20 protein-coding genes are annotated in these 20,684 nt (G+C 66.0%); 11 read left to right on the forward strand and 9 right to left on the reverse strand.

The window, feature by feature from the left end; all coding sequences use genetic code 11:
* Nucleotides 1-32: 32 nt before the first annotated feature.
* Together GGC47_RS14175 and GGC47_RS14180 are read left to right on the forward strand one after the other, a co-directional pair.
* On the forward strand, nucleotides 33-1,496 hold the full coding sequence (locus tag GGC47_RS14175; protein WP_142020957.1) for an aldehyde dehydrogenase family protein: 1,464 nt from the start codon (nucleotides 33-35) through the stop codon (nucleotides 1,494-1,496).
* A gap of 74 nt (nucleotides 1,497-1,570) precedes the next feature.
* Nucleotides 1,571-3,358, forward strand: coding sequence for a thiamine pyrophosphate-binding protein (locus GGC47_RS14180; protein WP_142020956.1), 1,788 nt, complete (start codon nucleotides 1,571-1,573; stop codon nucleotides 3,356-3,358).
* 9 nt (nucleotides 3,359-3,367) lie between these two features.
* Here the strand turns inward: GGC47_RS14180 and GGC47_RS14185 are convergent, their stop codons facing one another.
* Nucleotides 3,368-3,868, reverse strand: a complete 501-nt coding sequence (locus tag GGC47_RS14185) for a MarR family winged helix-turn-helix transcriptional regulator (protein ID WP_210245588.1) — start codon at nucleotides 3,866-3,868, stop codon at nucleotides 3,368-3,370.
* A gap of 369 nt (nucleotides 3,869-4,237) precedes the next feature.
* Here GGC47_RS14185 and GGC47_RS14190 point away from each other — a divergent pair, with 369 nt between their 5' ends.
* The 8 genes from GGC47_RS14190 to GGC47_RS14225 all read left to right on the forward strand — a co-directional run bounded on the left by GGC47_RS14190 (nucleotide 4,238) and on the right by GGC47_RS14225 (nucleotide 11,381).
* A complete protein-coding gene (locus GGC47_RS14190) occupies nucleotides 4,238-5,050 on the forward strand; it encodes an ABC transporter ATP-binding protein (RefSeq protein ID WP_429068429.1) in 813 nt (270 codons plus the stop codon).
* Between the two features lie 3 nt (nucleotides 5,051-5,053).
* Nucleotides 5,054-5,809 (forward strand): ABC transporter permease, encoded by a 756-nt coding sequence (locus GGC47_RS14195; RefSeq protein WP_142020954.1) that lies wholly within the window; start codon nucleotides 5,054-5,056, stop codon nucleotides 5,807-5,809.
* Nucleotides 5,810-5,993: 184 nt separating this feature from the next.
* A complete protein-coding gene (locus GGC47_RS14200; protein ID WP_429068532.1) occupies nucleotides 5,994-6,872 on the forward strand; it encodes a LysR family transcriptional regulator in 879 nt (292 codons plus the stop codon).
* Nucleotides 6,873-6,994: 122 nt separating this feature from the next.
* Nucleotides 6,995-7,987 (forward strand): ABC transporter substrate-binding protein, encoded by a 993-nt coding sequence (locus tag GGC47_RS14205; RefSeq protein WP_142020952.1) that lies wholly within the window; start codon nucleotides 6,995-6,997, stop codon nucleotides 7,985-7,987.
* 102 nt (nucleotides 7,988-8,089) lie between these two features.
* Nucleotides 8,090-9,052 (forward strand): ABC transporter substrate-binding protein, encoded by a 963-nt coding sequence (locus GGC47_RS14210; protein WP_370954293.1) that lies wholly within the window; start codon nucleotides 8,090-8,092, stop codon nucleotides 9,050-9,052.
* A gap of 42 nt (nucleotides 9,053-9,094) precedes the next feature.
* A complete protein-coding gene (locus GGC47_RS14215) occupies nucleotides 9,095-9,907 on the forward strand; it encodes an ABC transporter permease (protein WP_142020950.1) in 813 nt (270 codons plus the stop codon).
* On the forward strand, nucleotides 9,897-10,844 hold the full coding sequence (locus GGC47_RS14220; protein WP_185747836.1) for a DMT family transporter: 948 nt from the start codon (nucleotides 9,897-9,899) through the stop codon (nucleotides 10,842-10,844). Before GGC47_RS14215 ends, GGC47_RS14220 begins: the two co-directional genes overlap by 11 nt.
* Nucleotides 10,845-10,886: 42 nt before the next feature.
* Nucleotides 10,887-11,381 carry a hypothetical protein gene (locus GGC47_RS14225; protein WP_142020948.1) on the forward strand — a complete coding sequence of 165 codons (495 nt, stop codon included), beginning with the start codon at nucleotides 10,887-10,889 and terminating at the stop codon, nucleotides 11,379-11,381.
* 610 nt (nucleotides 11,382-11,991) lie between these two features.
* On the opposite strand, the gene GGC47_RS14230 is transcribed toward GGC47_RS14225, so the two are convergent.
* Both GGC47_RS14230 and GGC47_RS14235 read right to left on the reverse strand, forming a co-directional pair.
* On the reverse strand, nucleotides 11,992-12,186 hold the full coding sequence (locus GGC47_RS14230) for an IclR family transcriptional regulator domain-containing protein (RefSeq protein WP_429068430.1): 195 nt from the start codon (nucleotides 12,184-12,186) through the stop codon (nucleotides 11,992-11,994).
* Nucleotides 12,183-12,398: an IclR family transcriptional regulator gene (locus tag GGC47_RS14235; protein ID WP_429068431.1), complete on the reverse strand. Its 216-nt coding sequence runs from the start codon at nucleotides 12,396-12,398 to the stop codon at nucleotides 12,183-12,185. The genes GGC47_RS14230 and GGC47_RS14235 overlap by 4 nt, the downstream gene beginning before the upstream one ends.
* Before the next feature lie 722 nt (nucleotides 12,399-13,120).
* On the opposite strand from GGC47_RS14235, the gene GGC47_RS14240 reads away from it, so the two are divergent.
* Entirely contained in the window at nucleotides 13,121-14,014 is an 894-nt protein-coding gene (locus GGC47_RS14240) for a MurR/RpiR family transcriptional regulator (protein WP_142020947.1), read from the forward strand.
* 36 nt (nucleotides 14,015-14,050) lie between these two features.
* Here GGC47_RS14240 and GGC47_RS14245 read toward each other — a convergent pair whose 3' ends face one another.
* From GGC47_RS14245 to GGC47_RS14270, 6 genes are all read right to left on the reverse strand, one after another.
* The gene (locus tag GGC47_RS14245) at nucleotides 14,051-14,947 is read right to left on the reverse strand and encodes an ABC transporter substrate-binding protein (RefSeq protein ID WP_142020946.1); all 897 of its coding nucleotides are present in this window, start codon (nucleotides 14,945-14,947) and stop codon (nucleotides 14,051-14,053) included.
* Between the two features lie 27 nt (nucleotides 14,948-14,974).
* The gene (locus tag GGC47_RS14250; RefSeq protein WP_142020945.1) at nucleotides 14,975-16,120 is read right to left on the reverse strand and encodes an ABC transporter ATP-binding protein; all 1,146 of its coding nucleotides are present in this window, start codon (nucleotides 16,118-16,120) and stop codon (nucleotides 14,975-14,977) included.
* A 2-nt stretch (nucleotides 16,121-16,122) separates the two neighbouring features.
* Complete coding sequence (locus tag GGC47_RS14255; protein WP_142020944.1) at nucleotides 16,123-16,947, reverse strand: carbohydrate ABC transporter permease; 825 nt, start codon at nucleotides 16,945-16,947, stop codon at nucleotides 16,123-16,125.
* Nucleotides 16,944-17,855 carry a carbohydrate ABC transporter permease gene (locus GGC47_RS14260; protein ID WP_142020943.1) on the reverse strand — a complete coding sequence of 304 codons (912 nt, stop codon included), beginning with the start codon at nucleotides 17,853-17,855 and terminating at the stop codon, nucleotides 16,944-16,946. Before GGC47_RS14260 ends, GGC47_RS14255 begins: the two co-directional genes overlap by 4 nt.
* A gap of 97 nt (nucleotides 17,856-17,952) precedes the next feature.
* Nucleotides 17,953-19,182, reverse strand: a complete 1,230-nt coding sequence (locus GGC47_RS14265) for an ABC transporter substrate-binding protein (RefSeq protein WP_370954291.1) — start codon at nucleotides 19,180-19,182, stop codon at nucleotides 17,953-17,955.
* 36 nt (nucleotides 19,183-19,218) lie between these two features.
* Nucleotides 19,219-20,652: a M24 family metallopeptidase gene (locus tag GGC47_RS14270; RefSeq protein WP_142020941.1), complete on the reverse strand. Its 1,434-nt coding sequence runs from the start codon at nucleotides 20,650-20,652 to the stop codon at nucleotides 19,219-19,221.
* Between the last annotated feature and the right edge of the window lie 32 nt (nucleotides 20,653-20,684).

Consider the following 20,684-nt stretch of genomic DNA (forward strand, 5'->3'; position numbering starts at 1 on the left):
CGACGACGTGCACCCTCGCCGTGAGATCCGCCATGCTCGACAAACCCGCACCGACAGGCCGCAGCCTCTATATCGGCGGAAGCTGGCGGCATCCGCTGTCGGGACGCTATGTCGCCACGCTCAATCCCGGCACGAACGAGGCGATCTGCGATGTCGCCGAGGCCTCGTCCGCCGATGTCGATGCCGCGGTCGCAGCGGCGCGGGCGGGTTTCAAGACCTGGCGCCAGGTCCCGCCCCTCGAACGCGGACGCATCCTCAAGGCGATCGCCGCCATCGTGCGCGAAAACGCCCGCGAGCTTGCCGGGCTCGATGCGGCCAACTGCGGCAATCCGGTGCGGGAGATGCTCGGTGATGCCGCGATCGCCGCCGCCCAGCTCGACTTCTTCGGCGGCCTCGTCACCGAGATGAAGGGCGACACCATCCCGATGGGGCCGGATGCGCTCAATCTGACGGTGCGCCAGCCGCTTGGCGTCGTCGCTCGCATCCTCGCCTTCAACCACCCCTTCATGTTCTGCGCCGGCAAGATGGCCGCGCCGCTGGCGGCCGGAAACGCCGTCATCATCAAGCCGCCCGAGCAGGCGCCGCTATCGTCGTTGAGACTCGCGGAACTCGTCGGCGGCCTGTTGCCGGAGGGCGTGCTGAGCGTCGTGCCCGGCGGGCGCGAGGCCGGCGCGGCGCTGGCGAGCCATCCGGGCATCGACAAGGTCGCGCTCATCGGCAGCGTCCGGGCCGGTCGCGCCGTGATGAAGGCGGCGAGCGACACGATCAAGCCGGTGCTGCTGGAACTCGGCGGCAAGAACGCGCTGATCGCCTATGGCGATGCCGATCCAGAGCGGGTCGCCTCGGCGGTTGTCGCCGGCATGAATTTCACCTGGTGCGGCCAGTCCTGCGGTTCGACCAGCCGGGCCTTCATCCATCGTGACATCTACGAGGCGGTCCTCGCCCGGCTGCCGGCGAAGCTTTCCGGCTACGTGCCGGGCATTCCGACCGACGAGGCCACCACCATGGGCGCGATCGTCAGCCAGACGCAGCACGGGCGCATCCTCGACTTCATCGCCTCGGCGAAGGCCGAAGGGGCGCGGCTGGTCTGCGGCGGAGGCGTGCCGGATGCCCCCGGGCTCACCAAGGGGTTCTATGTCGAGCCGACGATCTTCGCCGATGTGACGCCGCAGATGCGGATCGCGCGCGAGGAGATCTTCGGCCCGGTGCTCTCGGTCATGCCCTGGAGCGACGAGGCGCAGATGCTGGAGACGGTCAACGCCGTCGAATACGGTTTGACCTGCTCGATCTGGACCAACGATCTCGTCAAGGCGCACCGCACCGCGCTGGCGGCGGAGGCCGGCTTCGTCTGGATCAACGAGGTCGCCAAGCATTTCCTGGGCACGCCCTTCGGCGGCTGGAAGCAGTCGGGCATCGGCCGCGAGGAGTGCCTCGGCGAGCTCATCGCCTTCACCCAGGAAAAGAACATCCATGTCAGCCTGAAGCTGCCGGGCTGAGGCCGCGAGGGTGCGCGATCGCGGCCTGAACCCGGCCGCGCGTGCACCAGATAAAAACACTCGGAGAAAACGCCATGAACGACATGACGCTGTCCGGCATCGATGTGCCCGTGGCATCGAGCGACAACGGCATCTGGGGCAGCGACGTGGTCGCGCAGATGCTGCGCGCGCTCGATATCCCCTATCTCGCCCTGAACCCCGGTTCCAGCTTCCGCGGCCTGCATGACAGCCTGGTCAACCATCTCGGCAACCAGCAGCCGCAGATGCTGCTCTGCCTGCATGAGGAGCATGCCGTCGCCATCGCCCATGGCTACGCCAAGGTCACAGGCAAGCCGATGGGCGTCATCCTGCACAGCAATGTCGGCCTGATGCATGGCGTGATGGCGGTCTACAACGCCTGGTGCGACCGCGTGCCGATGCTGATCTTGGGCGCAACCGGGCCTGTCGACGCGGCCGAGCGCCGGCCCTGGATCGACTGGCTGCACACGGCAAAAGATCAGGGCGCCCTCATCCGGCCCTATGTGAAATGGGACGACCAGCCCGTCTCGGTCGCCGCCGCGATCGACTCGCTGATCCGCGCGACCAACCTGACGCGCAGCGCGCCGCAGGCCCCGACCTATGTCTGCCTCGACGTATCCATGCAGGAGAAGCGGCTCGAAGAGATGCCGCCGCTGCCCGAACCGAAGCGCTTCGCGGTCGCTTCGCCCGGCGTCCCGGCCGCCGCGGAGATCGCGCGGGCGGCGGAATTGCTGCGCAACGCCAAGGCGCCGCTCATCTTGTTCGGCCGCATGTCGCGCGATGAAACCGATTGGGGCCGCCGCGTCGCGCTGGCCGAGCATCTCGACGCCGCCGTGCTGACCGACATCAAGACGGCAGCCACCTTCCCCACCGACCATCGCCTGCATGCGGCCAAGCCATCCTTCTTCCTCGACGCGCAGGCGGGCGAAGCCATTCGCGCCGCCGACGTCATCCTCGCCTTCGACTGGATCGACCTCGGGGGCACCTTGCGTCAGGCGGGCGGACCACTGTCGGCGCAGGTAATCAGCGTTTCGCTGGACCATCATCTGCACAATGGCTGGAGCATGGATCATCAGGCGCTCGCGCCGGCCGACCTGCATCTCGCCGCCGAGCCCGACGCGACCCTGCACCTGATCGCCGATGCGCTCGGAGTCGGGCCCGGTACGGCGCCGGCCATTCGCCCGACATTGCCCGCGCTGGCCTTCGACGGAGAAAGCCCGCTGGATGTCGTGTCGCTTGCCGCAGCCCTGGGCGAGGCGTTGCAGGACGAAGTGATCAGCCTCGTTCGCCTGCCGCTCGGCTGGGCGACGGAATCCTGGCATTTCCGGCATCCGCTCGACTATCTCGGCATCGATGGCGGCGCCGGCATCGGCTCGGGACCGGGAATGCTGATCGGCGCGGCTCTGGCCCTGAAGGACTCAGGCCGGCTGCCCGTGGCGGTGCTGGGCGACGGCGACACCATGATGGCGGCTTCCGCGCTATGGACCGCGGCGCATTACAAGCTGCCCTTCATCGCCATCGTCTCGAACAACCGCTCCTTCTTCAACGACGAGATCCATCAGGAGCGCGTCGCGAAGCAACGCCAGCGCCCGGTCGAGAACAAATGGATCGGCCAGCGCATCGACGAGCCGGATATCGACATCGCCGCCATCGCCACCGCCCAGGGTCTCCGGGGCATCGGTCCGATCAGGACGGTGAACGACCTGCGCGATGCGGTCGCCGAGGCTGTGAAGGCGGCCAAGGCCGGCGCCTCGGTTCTGATCGATGCCCGGGTCATGCCGGGCTACAATCCCGCGATGACGGCCGGCCTGACACGTCATGCCGGCGAAAAGCCGAAGGGCTGAGCGCCGGGCTCAGCCGGTCTCGGTCGGCGTATCCGGCACATCGGCGAGATTGCGCTGGACGGCGGCGAGGTAGCCGAGAAAGCGGGCTCGATCGTCCGGCGAGAAGCCGGCAGTCGCTTGCTGGACCACCTCCTGCGCCATAGGCAGCAGGGCGGCCTCGAGCGCCCGCCCCTTCGGCGTCAGCAGGACGTGCAGCTTGCGCCGATCCTGCGGGTCGCGTTCGCGGCTGATGAAGCCAGCCTTCTCCATGGCCGCCAGCGCGGTCAGTGTCGTCGGCTCCATCGTACCGATCCGGCGGGAGAGCTCGCGCTGCGTCAGCCCGTCCTCCTGCCAGAGCGCGCGCAGGAAATACCACATGCCGGTGGTGACGCCGTGCGGCTCGATCTTGCCCTGCAGGTAGCGCTGCGTCGCGCGGTTCGCCATCCGCAACTGGTAGCCCACGCTGCCTTCGAAGGGCAGTTCCCGCGGTTCCGCGATCGGCTCGCCCTTGTCCTCCGCTATGCTCGCCACGGTCGCTCGCGTCTCCGGCTGCCTCGGGAACAGTATAGGCCGCAACCCGACAGCCGATAGAGTGTCCGGGAACATCCGCGCCCATCGCGAAAAGTTTGTCAGGCCAAGCAAGATAATCTTGGACCTGACCGGTAGCGCTTCACTATCGTTGCGGTCGCGTCGGCTGCGAACCGCAACCAAGACGGCTGCGCGAGGGAAGAACGACATGCCGCCGACTCCGTCGGTCCTCGATCCTATCCGGCGCCCGCGCGCCGCGCATCGGCCGCTTGCGAAGGCTGCCGGGCGAAGGTCGGGGCGATGAGCGATGGCCAGCCAGGGGATGAGCGCGCAATGCCCGCTTCTGCCACCAAATTGCGTCTAGCCGAGACCGTGAAAGAGGCCGACCTGGTCATCGACCGCGTGACGATGCGGTTCCAGACGCGCGAGGGCGTCGTCACCGCCGTCGACGACATGTCGTTCTCGGTCGAGCGCGGCGAATTCGTCTCGATCATCGGCCCGTCCGGATGCGGCAAATCGACCGTCTTCAACATCCTGGGCGGGCTGGTGCGCGGCTATGAGGGCCAAGTCAGCGTCGGCGGCGACCTGATCTCGGGCCCGCACCCCTCGATCGGCATGGTCTTCCAGGAGGAATCGACCTTTCCCTGGCGGACCGTGCTCGACAACGTCGCCTTCCCGCTCGAGGTCAAGGGCGTGCGCAAGGCCGAGCGCTACGAGACGGCGCGGCGCTTCATCGACATGGTCGGCCTGAACGGCTTCGAGCAGCGCTATCCCGCCGAGCTTTCCGGCGGCATGCGCCAGCGCGTCGCCATCGCCCGCACGCTGGTGTTCGAGCCCAAGATCCTGCTGATGGACGAGCCCTTTGCCGCGCTGGACGAGCAGACCCGCCTCCTGCTCGGCGACAAGGTTCTCAAGATTCAGGAAGAGCTGAAGCAGACCACCCTGCTGATCACGCACAACATCACCGAGGCCGTGCAGCTCTCCGATCGGGTCATCATCATGACCTTCCGCCCCGGCAAGGTGAAGCGCATCGTCGACATTCGCCTGCCACGGCCGCGCACGGGCGATGTCGTCGGCAGCGAGGCCTTCGGCCGCCATGTCGCGGAGATCTGGAACGATTTGCGCGAGGAAGCCTCGCGCGGCATGGCCGAATCCGAGGCCGGCGCCCGTCGCAGGGGGGCCTGAGCCATGTGGCTCACCAGAATCCCGCCGCTCGCGATCGGCTTCGCCACGGTCGCCCTCGGCCTGGGCGTCGTCGAGATTCTACTGCTGCTGGGCGTGCTCAACCAGTATGTGATCCCGCTGCCGTCGACCGTCCTCGGCAGCTTCGGTCGGCTCTTCGCCGAGGAGCAGTTGCTGGAGCGGCTGACGACCACCGGCGGCGAGGCTTTGGCCGCGAGCGTGCTTGTCGCCGTCATCGGCGTCGCGCTCGGCGTGCTCTTGTACAAGGCCCGCATCCTCGCGCTCGCGACTGAATCCTGGGTGGCCGGCATTGCCGCCGCGCCCGTAGTGCTCGCCTACCCACTCTTCCTCGTCATCTTCGGGCGCAGCACCGTCACGATCATCGCGATGGGCTTCGTTGCCGGCATCGCGCCGGTCATTCTCAAGACCCTGGAAGGGCTGAAAGGCGTCAGGAAGAGCCTGATCAATGTCGGGCTCAGCTACAACCTGACCCCCGCGCAGCAGTTCTGGAAAATCGAATTCCCCGCCGCGATCCCGACGATCTTCGTCGGCGTGCGCCTCGGCCTCGTCTTCGCGCTGATCAACCTGATCGGCGTCGAGTTCCTCATCAATTTCGGTGGCCTCGGCCAGCTCATCAATGATCTCGCGGAACGCTATGATCTTGCCGGTGTTTTCGCAACGATCGTGTTCGTCATCCTCGTCAGCGTCGTGATTTTTGCGGTGCTCGAGCGCATGGAGCGCTGGTTCCGGCCAAGGCACTGAACGACACGCTGCACAGATGGCAAACCGGCCCGATCGAGACTGGAGTGCGCCGTCCGCCACTCGCCCCACGCCTTGTCCCGCTGGCTGAAGCGCCGCATGATGGGCTTCAAGAAAAAACGCCCGGGAGGCCGCGATCAATCTCCGCCAGCTCCGCTATTTCGTCGGGATCGCCGAAGTCGGGAACATCACCAAGGCCGCCGAGCAGCTCAATGTCGCGCAACCCGCTTTGGGTCTGCAGATTCGTCAGCTCGAGCAAGATCTTCAGACCGAGCTTCTGCTGCGCCATTCGCGTGGCGTCGTCCTGACCCAGGCCGGAGAACTCCTGCTCGAGCGCGCGCGGCGCATCCTGCAGGAGGTCGAGGACGCAAAGCGCGACGTCCGGGCGCTGGCCGGCAACGACCAGGAAATGCTGACGATGGGCCTGACGCCGAGCATCATGCTCCAGATCGGCCCCGATTTGCTGATCGACGCCAAGAACGGCATGCCCTCGGTCTCGCTCAGCCTGGTCGAGGAGCTGAGCCATGTTCTCATCGCCGCGATGGAGCGCGGCGAGCTCAATGCCGCCTTCGCCTATGGCGTCGACGAGCCACGCCCGGGGATCGAGCGGACCGCGCTGTTCGAGGAGGAGCTGATTCTCATCAGACCGGTGGGCGACGGGCCGCTGCCGGAGACGGTGACCCTCGCGGAAGCCCTGAGCCACGATCTCGTGCAGGCCGGCGAGCGCGACATGGTCCAGCGCCTGCTCAGGGCGGCGGCCGAGAAATTCTCGCTGCCGCTGCGCATCGTCTACGAGGCGCAGTCCATCCCGGCCATGCGTGCGCTCGTGGTGCGCGGCGTGGCGGCGAGCATCATACCCTATGGAACGGCCATCGAGGAATTGCGGGCCGGAAAGCTTGCCATGCAGCGCATCTCGGACCTGCCGCCGAAGCGGACGCTCTACCTGATCAGACCCAGCGGCGCACCGGTCTTCCGTCAGCAGGAGGCGGTCGACCGCTTTTTCGCTTCGGTCACCGATCACCTGCTCGAATCCCTGGGCACGCTCGCGCGTCGCGTCGGCACCTGAAACGTTTGCCATACGGCGCGCGTCTTGTTCTCATTTCGCGGAAGTCTTTGTGCCCTCGCCCAGCGCGGCGCACTCTCCCACAAAATGATGGCGCGCCATGTCGCGCCGGCTGGGAGGAATGCGTGTCCAATTTGCGCCTGTCCATCGCCATCGGCGACTATGATCGCAACCGCCCGCTCATCGACGGAGCGGTCCAGATCGACGGTGTCGACCCCGTCTTCATGAAGCTGGTGCCGGAGGAGATCTTCTTCCGCGCCTTCCGCCATGCCGAGTTCGACGTCTGCGAGGCCTCGCTCTCCAGCTTCACCCTCAAGACGGCGCGCGGCGATAACCCCTATGTCGGCGTGCCCGCCTTCCTGTCGCGGGCGTTCCGCCACACCGGCATCTTCATCAGGACCGATCGCGGCATCGCCCGCCCCGAAGATCTGCGGGGCAAGCGTATCGGCTGCCCGGAATACCAGCTCACGGCCTGCGTCTGGATCCGCGCGATCCTCGAAAGCGACTATGGCGTCAAGCCTTCCGAGGTGACCTGGGTCCGTGGCGGCCTGGAGCAGCCTGGCCGCGCCGAGAAGATCAGCGTCGAACTGCCGCCGGACATCACGGTCGTGCAGGCACCGGCCGATCGCTCGCTCAACGAGATGCTGATGGACGGCGAGATCGACGGCTATATCGGGCCGCGCTCGCCGCCGGCCTTCGAGGCCGGCCATCCCAAGATCGCGCGTCTCTTCCCGGACCCGACAGCCGCCGCCGCGGACTATTTCCGCCGCACCCGCATCTTCCCGATCATGCATGTGCTCTGCGTGCGCTGCAGCATCGTCGAGGCGCAGCCCTGGCTGCCGGCCGCCTTGCTGAAGGCCTTCGAGCAGTCGAAGGCGGCTGCGCTTGCCAAACTCGCCGACACTTCCGCCACCAAGGTCACGCTGCCCTTCATCGAGGAGCAATTGCAGGCAGCCCGCGCCCTTATGGGGCAGGATTTCTGGTCCTATGGTGTCGGCCCCAACCGGCATACGCTGGAGGCGTTCCTCGAGGCCCATCACAGCCAGGGACTGTCGGCACGGCGGCTTTCGGTCGAGGATCTCTTTCATTCCAGCACGCTGGAGGCCTTCAAGATCTGACAAGGGCGGATGGCCGCCAGACTTTCGACTTCGCCGCAGAAGCGAAGGCAAGACGACGACAAAGCCAGCCGCACTGAGCTGGCGATAAGGGAGGACCGGATCGTGACATTCAAGACGGTTACGTTGACGCTCGCCGCGATCGGCTTCGCGCTGTCGCTGGCGCAGGAGGCGGCCGCGCAGGACAAGCTCAAGCTGGCGATCGGCCAGCGCGGCAACTGGGACACCTCGATCTCCGAGGTCGGCACCAGGCTCGGCATCTTCAAGAAGCACAATCTCGAGCTTGAGATGCTCTACACCCAAGGGGGTGGCGAGACCCAGCAGGCCGTGCTCTCGAACAGCGTCGATATCGGTGTCGCCGGCGGCATCATGGGCGCGCTCTCAGCCTTTTCGAAGGGCGCTCCGATCCGCATTATCGGCGGGGAGACCACCGGCGCGAAGGATCTCTACTGGTATGTCAAAAGCGACTCGCCGGTGAAGACGCTGAAGGACATGGAGGGCCGCACGGTCTCCTATTCGACCAACGGCTCCTCGACCCATGGCGTGGTCAACGCCTTCGTCAAGGAGAACAATCTCAAGATTAAGCCGACGGCGACCGGAGGTCCGGCGCCGACGCTGACCCAGGTGATGTCCGGCCAGATCGATGTCGGCTGGGCGGCGCCACCCTTCGGCCTGCCGCAGCTCGACAAGGGCGAAATCCGCGTCGTCGCGACCGGCAACGACTCCTCGACCTTCAAGAACCAGACGGTCCGCCTGCTGATCGTCAACACCGCCACACTGCAGAACAAGAAGGCGCTGATCGACCGCTACATGGCCGCCTATCGCGAGACCATCGATGCCATGTATTCCGGCGACGCCGCGATCAAGGCCTATGCCGATTTCGTCGGCATCCCGGAGGCCATCGCCAGGCGCACGCGGGACGACTTCTTCCCCAAGGAAGCGCTCAACCCGGACAAGATCGTCGGCCTGGACGAAATCGTTCCCGACGCGGTTGCGCTCAAATACACCGCCCAGCCCCTGACCAAGGAACAGCTCGGCGAGCTGATCCAGATCCCACCGCGCAAATGAGCCCGTCTCCCGGTGGCCCCATCGACCAGGAGTGATGGCGCGATGACGACAGCGATCCTCGGGCGGACAGATGCCCACCCGGCAAAGATGAGCCAGGCGCGAGCCGTGCTGCTGACGCGGATCGGCATCATCGTCGCGATTCTGGCGCTCTGGGAGGTCACGGCGCGCTCGGGACTGCTCTATCGCGACGTCGTGCCGTCGCTGCTCCTCATCGTCGGCGCGCTCGCCCATCTCCTGATCGAGCCGAGCTTCTATGCCAATCTCGGCGTTACCGCGGGCGAGGTCGCGCTCGCCATCCTCATCGGTGGCGGCGCAGGGGTCGCCGTCGGCATCCTGCTCGGGAGCAATCGCTTCCTGCAGCGTGCCTACGAGCCGCTGCTGCACTATCTCGGGCCGACTCCGAAGATCATCTTCTTTCCGCTCCTGATCATGTGGTTCGGTGTCGGGCCGGGCTCGAAGGTCGCGATGGGAGCGCTATCCTCGTTCTTCCCGGTCGCGATCAGCGTCGCCGCCGCGATGCGCGAGATCGACACCGTGCTGATCCGGGTCGGCATCAGTTTCCGGCTCAATGTCGGCCAGATGATCGCGAAGATCTATCTGCCGGCGATGCGCGCGCCGGTCATCAACGGCCTGCGCATCGGGCTGGGGGTCGCGATCATCGGCACGCTGCTGGCGGAGACCAAATTATCCAATCAGGGGCTGGGCTATGCGGTGATCCAGACCTACGCGACCTTCGACATGCCGCGCATGTACGCCCTGCTGATCGTCGTCTTCCTGCTGGCCGTTGGCGTGAACGCGGTGCTCGGGCGCTATGTCGAGCTGCGCGCCACCCGGCGGCATTCCCATGCGCACTGAACCTGCCGGCGGCCCTGCCCTCACCGCAAGGCAACAGGCTGGGCTGCCCGCCTCGGCCTATTGGCTGGCGGTGCTGCCGCCTCTGTTCTGGTCGGGCAATTTCCTGATCGCGCGGCTGATGCGCGACGCGATCCCGCCGGTGCAGATGTCGTTCTGCCGTTGGAGCCTGGCGCTTCTCATCCTGGCCCCGTTCTGCTGGCGGCCCATCGCCGACTCCTGGCCACGCATCCGCGGCAACATGCCGTTCCTGGCGCTGCTCGGCGCGATCGGCGTGACCGCGTTCAACTGCTTCGTCTATGCAGCGCTGCACTACACGTCGATAGCCAACGCGGCGCTGGTCAATTCCCTGCTCCCCGTCGTCACCTTCCTGCTGGCCTATCTCATCCTGAGGGAGACGCTGAAGCCACGACAGCTCGCCGGCATCGCGCTCTCGCTCTGCGGGGCCGTCCTGGTGATCGGCCGGGGAGACCCAACCAGGCTCGCCGGGCTCGCGCTCAACGGCGGCGACCTCCTGGTCTTTGCCGGCATGAGTTGCTGGGCGCTCTACACCGTGCTGATCCGCTGGCGGCCGGCAGGGCTGCCGCCGATCGCGCTTCTCGGCGTCACCGTCTGCTTTGGCGTCCTCTTCCACCTCCCGGGGGTCGGCTGGGAATACAGCACACAGGGCGGCTTCGCGCCGACCGCGGCGATTGCCGGAGCGCTCCTCTATTTCGCGATCTTCCCGTCGGTTCTGGCCTATATCTTCTGGAACCGCTCGGTCGCCACACTCGGCCCCGGTAAGACCGGCATGTTCATGCACCTTCTGCCACCGAGCAGCGCGCTGCTCGGCTTCGTCGTGCTCGGCGAGACGATCACCTGGTTCCACCTCGCAGGCTTCGCCATCATCACCGTCGGCATTTGGCTCGTCACTGCCGCGCCGCGCGGAACTGGATCGTAGCTGCGCTCATCATTCGCCTATCGCGACGCGGAATCGTCTCGAATGGTGGCGGACACGCATGACTGGGCCCGGCGCGCCGGACATCGGCTGTCCCAGGCCTTCGGGGCAATGAAGCAGCGTATGAAGGAAGAGGAGCAGGAAGGCGAGCTTTTCCGTATCGAAGACCACATCTTCCCTCCCTTTCGATTTCACGCCGAAATGGACGTCCGGGTCTCTTATCGATGGAGAAAATCTGCCGCGGACGATTGGACGTTCGGAAGCATTACCTTCACCCACGTTTGTAGGCATCAGCCTGCCTACTGGGAGTCTAGCCCGAAGAGGAAGCCCAGCGCGGCCAAGCAAGCCGCTGCGCTCCAGGACAAAATGGCGGGAACCTGGGAACACTTTCGCCTGACTGCGCTTTGCACCCTCAGGGACTATTTTCGGGAAGGCGGGGACGGAAGCAGGATTCCTGAGACGTTTCGAGTTGTGCCGGACTCCCAAGGGCATCTGGACAACTTCAGCGCTCGCTTCTGGCAGGCGAAGCCTTCGGATTGAGGCTTGCCCATGCTGTTCGAACGCCTCGGATCAGACTACCGCCACGGATCTGGTGCGCCCGGTGGATGACGGGCGTGTTGGTGATGAACCCACCGCGCGCGGGAGGGCACGCCCGCTGCCGCCCTACTGGATCGGTGCAACCTCAGCCTGCGCCTCATTAGCCTTGGCCAGCATGGCCTCGAGCTTCGCGAATATGTCCGGCTGGAACACGAGGTTCATCACCTGCCCATCAGCCCGTAGCTGATCATCGTCTCGCCCTGCGGATCGGTCGTCAGCACGATCCGCTTCACGTCGACCACGTCGAGATCGATTTCGGGCAGCTCAGTCGGCTCAGCCATTAATCCTGCCTGGACAGGGCGCCAGCGTTCGTCGGGTTTGGCTTGCGCGACTGATCACGTCGCCAGCATTCATGAATGCTATGGAACACCTCCAGATGCTTTAAATTACGGCTGGGGCGCTAGGGTCGATTGCGGTCGCCACGCCACCTGCCGCGCGGCAAGGTCTGCTTTCCGGCAACGAGCCAATGTCCGGAAGTGACGCGTTCGTCATCGTCGTGAGGGTTGGTATGGCCAAAAAGTCTCCGCCAGCTGTCCAGTTTGCGTGCGGGTGTTCACTCGGCCGGCAGCCGTGCTACGAGATGCATTGCCGCAGGCACGATGGCATCGGTCAGTTTGCGCTCGGCCGCCGCGTCGAAGCGGCTCATCAGCGTCGAGAGCGAGAGGGCGCCGCGCAGATGCCCGGTGCTGTCGATCACCGGGGCGGATACTGCCGCGACCTCCGGATCGCGCTCGCCGCGCGAGATCACGAGGCCGGCGTCTCGGATTGCCTGCAGCGACGCGTCGCCGGCTCGGTGAAGGCAAGCAGGACGCGTCTCGTCGCCCCGCGGCCAAGCGGCAGGCGAACACCCTCATCGAGATGATGCCGAGCCGAGCGCGGCGAATTCAGCCGATAGCCACAGATGCGCTGATCGCCGTCGCGGATATAAAATGAAGCCGTCTCCTGTGTGGCCTCGACCAAAGCGCGTTGAGTCGGACGGACATACTCGCCAAGATCGAAGCTACGTCGATAGAGCGAGCCGAGCCGCCAGAGTTCAGGCCCGAAGCGAAAATTGCCATTGCTGCCGCGCGTCAGGAAGCGTGTGTGTTCGAGCGAGGCGCTCTTGCTTGCTGTCCGGCTGAGGTGACTTTGCGGCCGTTGGCGGGCGCCGAAAGCACCCAGGCCGAGTTGTTCCTGGCTTGGCCGGACACCAGCGGAAACCCCGTCGTTTCGGCCGTTCTACCGACTGTCCAATCACCAAGCCTGATTGGAGCCGATGATGGCGAAAGTCCCGTCGGGTGAAAAGAGACGGCGAAATCGCGATGATGAATGCGAGTGACTTCGGCATGCACAGGGTCGTTCGACATCGCCGCCATGCCGTGCGGGCGCACCACGCTGCTTCTGCGGTCTTCGCCGGATTTCCGCCGCGAAGACCAACACATTTTGATCCCAGGATCCTGGGGCCAAGGTGAACCGTAATTGGATTATGAGTGGAGTACGCGGCGAGACGTAAGTTTATACCTAGAATGGAGCCGTCGCGAACCGCGAGCTTCACTTTTCGCCGGATTGAGACGCCGGTTTGCGACCGGAGCAGCGGTTCCTCACATCATCCCGACCCATGCCCATGATCGTGCCGTTGACGAGACGGCCGGTTTACGATGCAACGTTGAGGACCATCGCGGTTGATCGGTACTCATATCTCCATGACGAAACCGGATGCTTCCTCGCTCCCCCGCTCGCTGGAAGCACGCATCTTTGCTGCTTATGCCGGCCTGACACCGTCCGAGCGTCGGCTCGCGGATGTGCTGCTGCGCCATCAGATGACTATTTCAGACCTCACGGCGGGCGAACTCGCAGGGATGGCCGGGGTCTCGAAGGCAACGGCGGCGCGGTTGTTCCGAGCCCTCGGATACACCTCCGTCCCGGCGGCCAAGCACCAGATTCGAACCGACCAGCTCTGGGGTTCGCCGCGCGCCGGCCTCACCGATCCCGACCGGGCGCCGTCCAGCGAGGTTTCGTTGCAGCACGTCATCGAGTCTGATCTCGTCAATATCCGGGATACGGCGGCAACCCTGTCCGAGGAGGCACTGGTCCAGATCACCGAGGCGATCGTCGCCGCGCGCCGGCTCTGGATCATGGGCCTGCGCAGCGGCTACGGGCTTGCCCATCACGCCGCTCACTATTTCACGCTGGTCAAGGACGACGTCCAGGTCCTGCCTGCCGGCGGATCCTCCTATTCCCACGAGATCGCCTCGATCGCTCCCGGCGACGTCTTCATGATCATCGCCTTTCGCAGGCGCCCCCGACTTCTGCCGGTGATTCTCGCCGAGGCGGCGGCCAGCGGGGCGATCACCGTACTGATCACCGATCTCAGCATCGACGAGCGTTCTGCCGCCGCCCATCACGTGCTGCGCTGCCGCTGCCAGTCGCCCTCCCCCTTCAACTCCTTCGTCGCGGCGGTGCCGATCATCAATTTCCTGGCATGGAGCGTCGCGGCGGCGTCGGGGGAAGCCAGCCTGGCGCGCTTCCGGCGCGTCGACAGCCTGGTGAGCCTGCTCGACGACGTCGCGACGCCGAAGCTCGATCCGCGTCGCTGAGGCGGGCCGCGGCCGAAGCCGTCTTGCTGCGGGCCCTCAGGCCGGCGCAGCCGGGCGCGCGTCGATCAGTGCGTCGTAGGGGATCGGAGCTGCGGTCAAATGACCGTCCGCGATGCCGCGCTGCCAACGCTCATAGCTGGCGGCATCGATGCGCGGCGTCGTCCACATGCCGCAAGCCCGGTATTCGTTGGTGAGGCGGACGAGGAGATCGGGCGAAAGACGCGGGAAGGTCTGTGCCAGAAACTCCGCAATCTCGCGGGCATCATGCGCAAGCACCTGCTCCATGCCGCGTCCGAGGCCGCGCATGAAGCGCCGTTGCCGGTCGAGCCGTTCGGGGGAGGCCTCGCCCTCGGCGTAGTAGACGCTCCATGGCACGTCGCCTCCGACGATGGCGAGCGGGGCGGCCACATGACCGACGCCGGCGAGCTCAAGCGCCGCGGCGTTGGGATAGTCGATCGCCAGGAAGTCGGCCATGCCACCGCGGAACAGGTCGGACAGCATCGCGCCGTCGAGATCCTGGATGAAGCCGACCTCGCGCGGGTCGATACCGTTCTCGCGCAGGAGGAGCTTGACGAAGAGCCCGACGCTCGCACCGTTGCTGCCCTTCATTGCGATGACTTTGCCGGGCAGGTCACGCCAGGAGAAGGACGCTCTCGGCTGGCGGCCGAGGAGGGCGAGCGGCGCGCGCGCCGCCATCTGCGCGAAAGGCACGTAATGCTTGCCCCGGCCGCGGAACATGGACGGCACCCAGATGCCGCCCAGCACGGCATCGGCCGTGCCGTTGCCGAGCTCGTCCAGCACCAGATCCCAGGGCTTGGGCACGCTGACCGTGACCTCGAGGCCCTCTTCGGCGAAGTACCCCTGTCGAGCTGCGACATATTCCGGCAGATAGTTCAGGCTGTGGCCGGTCGCGCTGATGTGGAAGCGTTGCATGGCAGGAAATCCCGCTGGCTGGAGAGATCAGACCGTGAGGCGTCGGCCGGTTTCGGCATCGAACCAGGTCACATCCTCGGTCGAGAAACCGAGCGTGCAGCGTGCGCCGATCGCGATGCGCCGCACGCCGGGCATGCGCACGAAGATGAGGTCGTGGTCGAGCAAATGCTCCTCCGACGCGCCCGTGAGCAGCCGGCAGCCGATGACCGTCTCGGCGCCGAGGCTTTCCACGACTGCCACTTCCGCCGGAAGCGCCCCTTCGCCTTCGGGGAGTAGCCGCAGCTTTTCCGGGCGGATGCCGAGGATCTGCTTGCTTCCGCCCGGCACCGGGCCGGCATAGGCGAAGCCGAGGGAGGGCGGCACGGTCAGGCGGCCCCTGCCGGCGACGACGGGAATCAGGTTCATCGCCGGAGAGCCGATGAACCTGGCCACGAATGTATTGGCGGGCTCCGCGTAGATCTCGTCGGGCGTGCCGATCTGCTGCACGACGCCGCGGTCGAGGATGATGATCCGCGTCGCCATCGTCATCGCTTCGATCTGATCGTGGGTCACGTAGACGAAGGTCTTGCCCACCTTGTGGTGGAGCGAGGATATCTCGGCGCGCATCTGCATGCGCAGCTTGGCGTCGAGATTGGAGAGCGGCTCGTCGAGCAGGTACACCGAGGGATCGCGGACGAGGGCGCGGGCGAGCGCCACGCGCTGGCGTTGCCCGCCCGATAGCCCCGCCGGCCGACGCTCCAACAAGGGTTCGAGCTCGAGCTGGCGGGCGATGGCCTGGGTCCGCCGGGCGATGTCGGGGCTGCGCATCAGGCGCCGGCGCATGACGGAGTTCAGTCCGGGCAGATGATGCCAGGGCCGGAAGGCATCCATGACGAGCGGGAAGCTGATATTCCCGCGCACCGTCATATGCGGATAGAGCGCATAGGACTGAAAGACGAAGGCTATCCCCCGCTGCTTCGGCGTCCAGTCGTTCGCCCTTGTCCCGTCGAAGCGCAGCTCTCCGGAAGAGATCTCGGTCAGGCCGGCGATCATCCGCAGCAAGGTCGACTTGCCGCAACCCGAAGGGCCGAGCAGCACCAGGAACTCGCCGTCCGGTATCGAAGCCGACAGCGAGGGAATGATCGTGGCTTCTCCGAAGGATTTCGAGAGCTTATCGAGAACGAGTTCCGGCATGGCTATCCTTTGACGGCTCCGGAGGTCAGTCCGGAGACGATGCGGCGCTGGATGAGCAGGAAGAAGGTGATCGCCGGCAGGCTGAACAGCAGCGCCGTGCCCATGACCACCGAGAGCGGCGTCTCGTACTGCCCGATGAAGGAGGCAAGCCCGACGCTGGCAGGCCACAGCTCGCGATTCATCAGGAAGGTCGAGGCGAAGAGATATTCGTTCCAGCCGGCGAAGAAGGCGATGACCGCCGCGGCAGCGAGGCTCGGCGCCACGAGGGGCAGCACGATCATGCAGAGGATGCCGAAGCGCGGGCAGTTGTCGACCTGCGCCGATTCCTCGATCTCATAGGGCACCGTGTCGATGGCCCCCTTGATGATGAAGGTGGCGACCGGCAGGGAAAAGGCCGCGTTAGCCAGTGCCAGACCGGCGAGATCGTTCAGCAGGCCAAGCGTGATGAACATCGCATAGAGCGGCACGAGGATCAGCGCCTCGGGCACTACCTGCGTCATGAACAGCAGGAAGCCGACCAGGCCGCGCCCGCGGAAACGGAAGCGGCTGAGCGCGTAGCCCGCCAGCGAGCCGAGCAGCAGGCTCACGACCGTGGTGCCGGCGGCGATGACGAGCGAATTGACCATCCAGCGCCCGGCCGGCACCTCCCGTATCGCGGCGAGCAGGCTGCCGAGATTGCCGAGCTGCGGCCAGGGCACCTGGCGGCCCACATAGAGCTGGGCCTGGTCGGACAGCGCCGTGGTCGCCATCCAGTAGACCGGGAAGCCCGCCAGCAAGGCCAGCAAGACGACGAGTAGAAAGCGTGGAAGCTTGCCCAGAGATGTCATCGATCCGCCATCCAGCGTGCGCGCCGCCTGTCGACCGTCTGGTGAATCGCGGCAATGAGAAGGGCGAGGAGGAGCCCGACGGCGCCATAGGCGCTCGCCATGCCGAGTTCATGCGCCTCGAAGGCAGTCTGGCGAATGCGGACCACCAGCGTCGAGGTGCTGCCGAGCGGACCGCCTCCGGTGAGCAGATAGATGATATCGAAGCGCCGGATCGACCACACGGCCACCAGCAGGCTGGCGAGTTGCACCGCCGGCAGGATGTGAGGCCAGGTCACGGCGCGGAAGACGTTGAGCGGGTCGGCGCCGTCGACGCGCGCCGCCTCCCGCACCTCCTCCGGCACCGATTGCAGCGCCGCCAGCACCACCAGCATGACGAAGGGCGCCACCTGCCAGATCGTGACCAGGAGGATGGAAGGCAGCGCCCAGTCGATGCTGGTCAGCCAGCGCAGGCGCGAAAGGCCGATGCCGGTCAGGATCTGGTTGAGAACGCCGGAGCGTTCGTTGAACATCCACAGCCAGATCAGCGCTGCCGCGACGTTCGGGACCGCCCAGCCGAACAGCAGCACCGCGCGGATGACCGCCCGCCCGCGGAAGGGCCGGTTGATCGCGAAGGCTGAGACGACACCTAGCGCAACGCCCAGCACGACGGCGCAGCTCGCGTAGAGGATCGTCGCCTTGAGCGAGGCATAGAAGGCGGGCGTCTCGATCAGTCGCGCGTAATTCGCCAGTCCGACGAAGTCTCCCTCGTTCGGCGTGGCGAGCTTGGCATTGGTCAGGCTCATCCACATCTGGCGGGCGAGCGGCCAGAACATGAACAGGCCGAGATAGGTGATCGGCGGCAGAATGAAGGCGTAGGGCAGAGCCCTCGTGCCGAACGGCCTCGCTGCGGATAGCGCCCTTGCGGACATCGATTCACGCCCCTCCCCGCGACCGTTTCGTCGCTCGGCTTGCTGCTTTGCCTTCGCCTGTCGCGCGCCCTGTGAGAGGCCTGCGTCCCTACCCGTCCTAGAAGCGCGCGAGTGCCTGCTTCTGGGCCTCGTCCAGCGCGGTCTTCGGGGCGACGCCCGCGACGATCACCTTCTCGACGGCCTCCATGACCAGACGCATGATCGACGGCGTCTTGGTTTCGTAGCCCGGGATCAGCGTGCTGCGTGCCTTCAGTGCGAGCGCGGCGAAGGTGTCGGCCCAGGGATTGGCGGCGCGGAAGGCGTCGGTCAGCGGCACGTCAGTCGCCAGCGTGTCCGGTCCGGATGCCTCGCGCAAGGCTTGCTGACCCTCGCGGCCGAGAAGCCAGGACAGGAAGGCAAGTGCCTCGTTCTGGTTCTTCGAATGGCGGGAGATGCCGACGAATATCTGCTGATAGGCGCCCGGCTGCGGGAAGGGCAAGGCGGCGGCGCCGACATCGCCGGCGGCGAGCGGCCCTCCGGACGCGATGTTGAGTGTGCCGCCGCTATTGTCGATGCTGAGGCCGATCTGGCGCTGCTTGAAACGCATGCGCTGGGTCGGCATGTCATCGCCGATCGGCACGATGCTGGCGTCATAGACCTTCTTGAAGGCCGCGACAGCCGCGACCGCTTCGGGGGTGTTCAATGTCAGCTTGCCCTGGCCGTCCACCCAGTTGGTGCCGTAGCCATAGGCCCAGTTCTGGAAATCCATGAACCAGCCGGAGAAATCCGCCATCTGGTGCCGGGAGGAGAAGCCGACCGCGCCAGTCTTGTCCTGGATCGCCCTGGCGGCGGCGATCAGCCCGTCGATGTCGCGGGGGATCGCAACGCCGGCGGCCTCGACCAGCTTCTTGTTGTAGATCAGCGCATAGGGAGCGCGCTGCCAGGCCACGCCCAGCCGCTTGCCCTTGAAGACGCCCTGCTCGTTGGTGACGTTGAGCGCAATGCCCTCGGCCGCCTTGTCGAGCGGGACCAGGAAGCCGGCATCGGCGAGCGAGAAGAACAGACCTTCCTGCATCAACGCGATGTCAGGGCCCTGCCCGGCGCCGAGCTCGGTCGTGATCTTGTCGTTGAAATCGGCCGAGGGGATCGCCTCCTGCTGGAATGTCACATGGGGCGCGACCTGCTGGTACTTCTGCAGTGCGGCCCAGAGGCTCTTGCCGCGCAGGGCGTCGAGCCATTGCGAATTGGCGACGACGAGCGTGACCGGCTTCGCTTGTGCCCGCGCCGGGAGCGCGGCGGCAGCGCAGGTCACGCCGAGTGCGGAAACGAGGCTACGGCGCGTCAGCATCATCGCAATCCTTTTTTGCAGCGCAGGCGCTGGCTTTCAGAGCTTGACCCGGTGAGGTTCCAGCGGCGTGTGGCAGGACAGGTTCTCCGCCCCATCGGCCGTGACGAGATAGCAGTCGCCGACATTGCAGCCGGCCACCATCGGATCGAGCCACTGCGAATGGAGCACGAAGGTCATGCCCGGCTCCAGCCGGTCGTGGTTGTTCGAAGCGATGTTGTAATGCGTGAATTTCGGCATCGAGACCTGATGGCCGACATTGGGATTGTGCGGGCCCAGCGTCGCCGGATAGACATGCATCAGCCGGCGCCCCTGCCGCTCCCAATCCTCGTCCGGCACCGCCTGGCGCGGCACCAGCCGCGGCGAGCCGTCCTCGTTGGCCTTCCAGTTGTAGGGCATGGTGCGGCTGTCGGCGGAACTGAGATAGCCGCGCCGGATATAGGGCTCGAAGGACGCGTTCGCGACCTCCGAAACCAGCGCGCCCGGCTTGACGCGCACAGCCGCGGCGCGCACGCCCTCCACGCACATCTCCAGCACCTCCTCCTGCTTCGGCGTGATCGTGCCGATCGCGATCATGCGCGCGATCTGCGCGTTGTAGCCGCGATAGGTCGTGGCGGAGATATAGAGATTGATCAGGTCGCCATCGCGAACGACATGGCCGTAGGGCTTGCCGCAAGCCGTGCCCCAGCGATTGATGCCGATCTGGTAGCCATCGCCGCTTTCGCCGCCACGGGCGAGCTGGGCATAGGTGAAGGCGGCGTAGATTTCATGATCCGTCACACCCGGCCGGGTGACGTGATAGGCCGCCTGGATGCCGATATCGGCGAGCTGGGCGGCGGCGCGCACCAGCCTCTGCTCGGCCGGGCTGCGCAGGCGCTGCATCCGGTCGACGATATCCTGTGCAGCGATGAAGCTCGCCTTCGGCAGCTCCGCCTTCAGCCCGTTCCAGTACCCTGCGGAGGTGGCGTCGCCGATCGTGCCGATCTGCGCGCGGGCGAAGCCCTGATCCTGCAGGAAACCCGCGACTGCCGCGACGACGCGATCCACCATCCTGCCCGGGCGGTTATAGCTCTCGCGCCCCCAGGTCCCGACCTGCCAGATGTCCTCGACCAGCAGCGGTTCGCCGGCCGGCGGCAGCAACACCGAGGAGGAGAAGAACGAAAACAGCGTGAGGGGCTTGTCCTCATCGGTCGGAATGACCAGCACGCCTTCCCGCGCCCAGTCGCAGATATAGCGGAGGTAGGAATTGGAGACGTGATACCAGCCGATGCCGTCGGCATGCACCAGCGTCACATCGTGGCCTGCGACGGTAGCCTCGCGGCGGATGCGGCGCAGCCGGTCGACATATTCGGCCTCCGGCAGCGGATCGACCGGCTGAAAGATGAAGCTAGGCTCAAACCCGTCGAGAAGCCGCTCGAGGCGCCTCGCATCGATCCCTGCAGCAGAGTTCAGACTTACGACGGCCCGGTTCATGAGTATCTGTCCGCAATCTCGATAGTCCCGTC

This window comes from Allobosea sp. OAE752 (assembly GCF_050433265.1).
GTDB lineage: Bacteria > Pseudomonadota > Alphaproteobacteria > Rhizobiales > Beijerinckiaceae > Allobosea > Allobosea spartocytisi.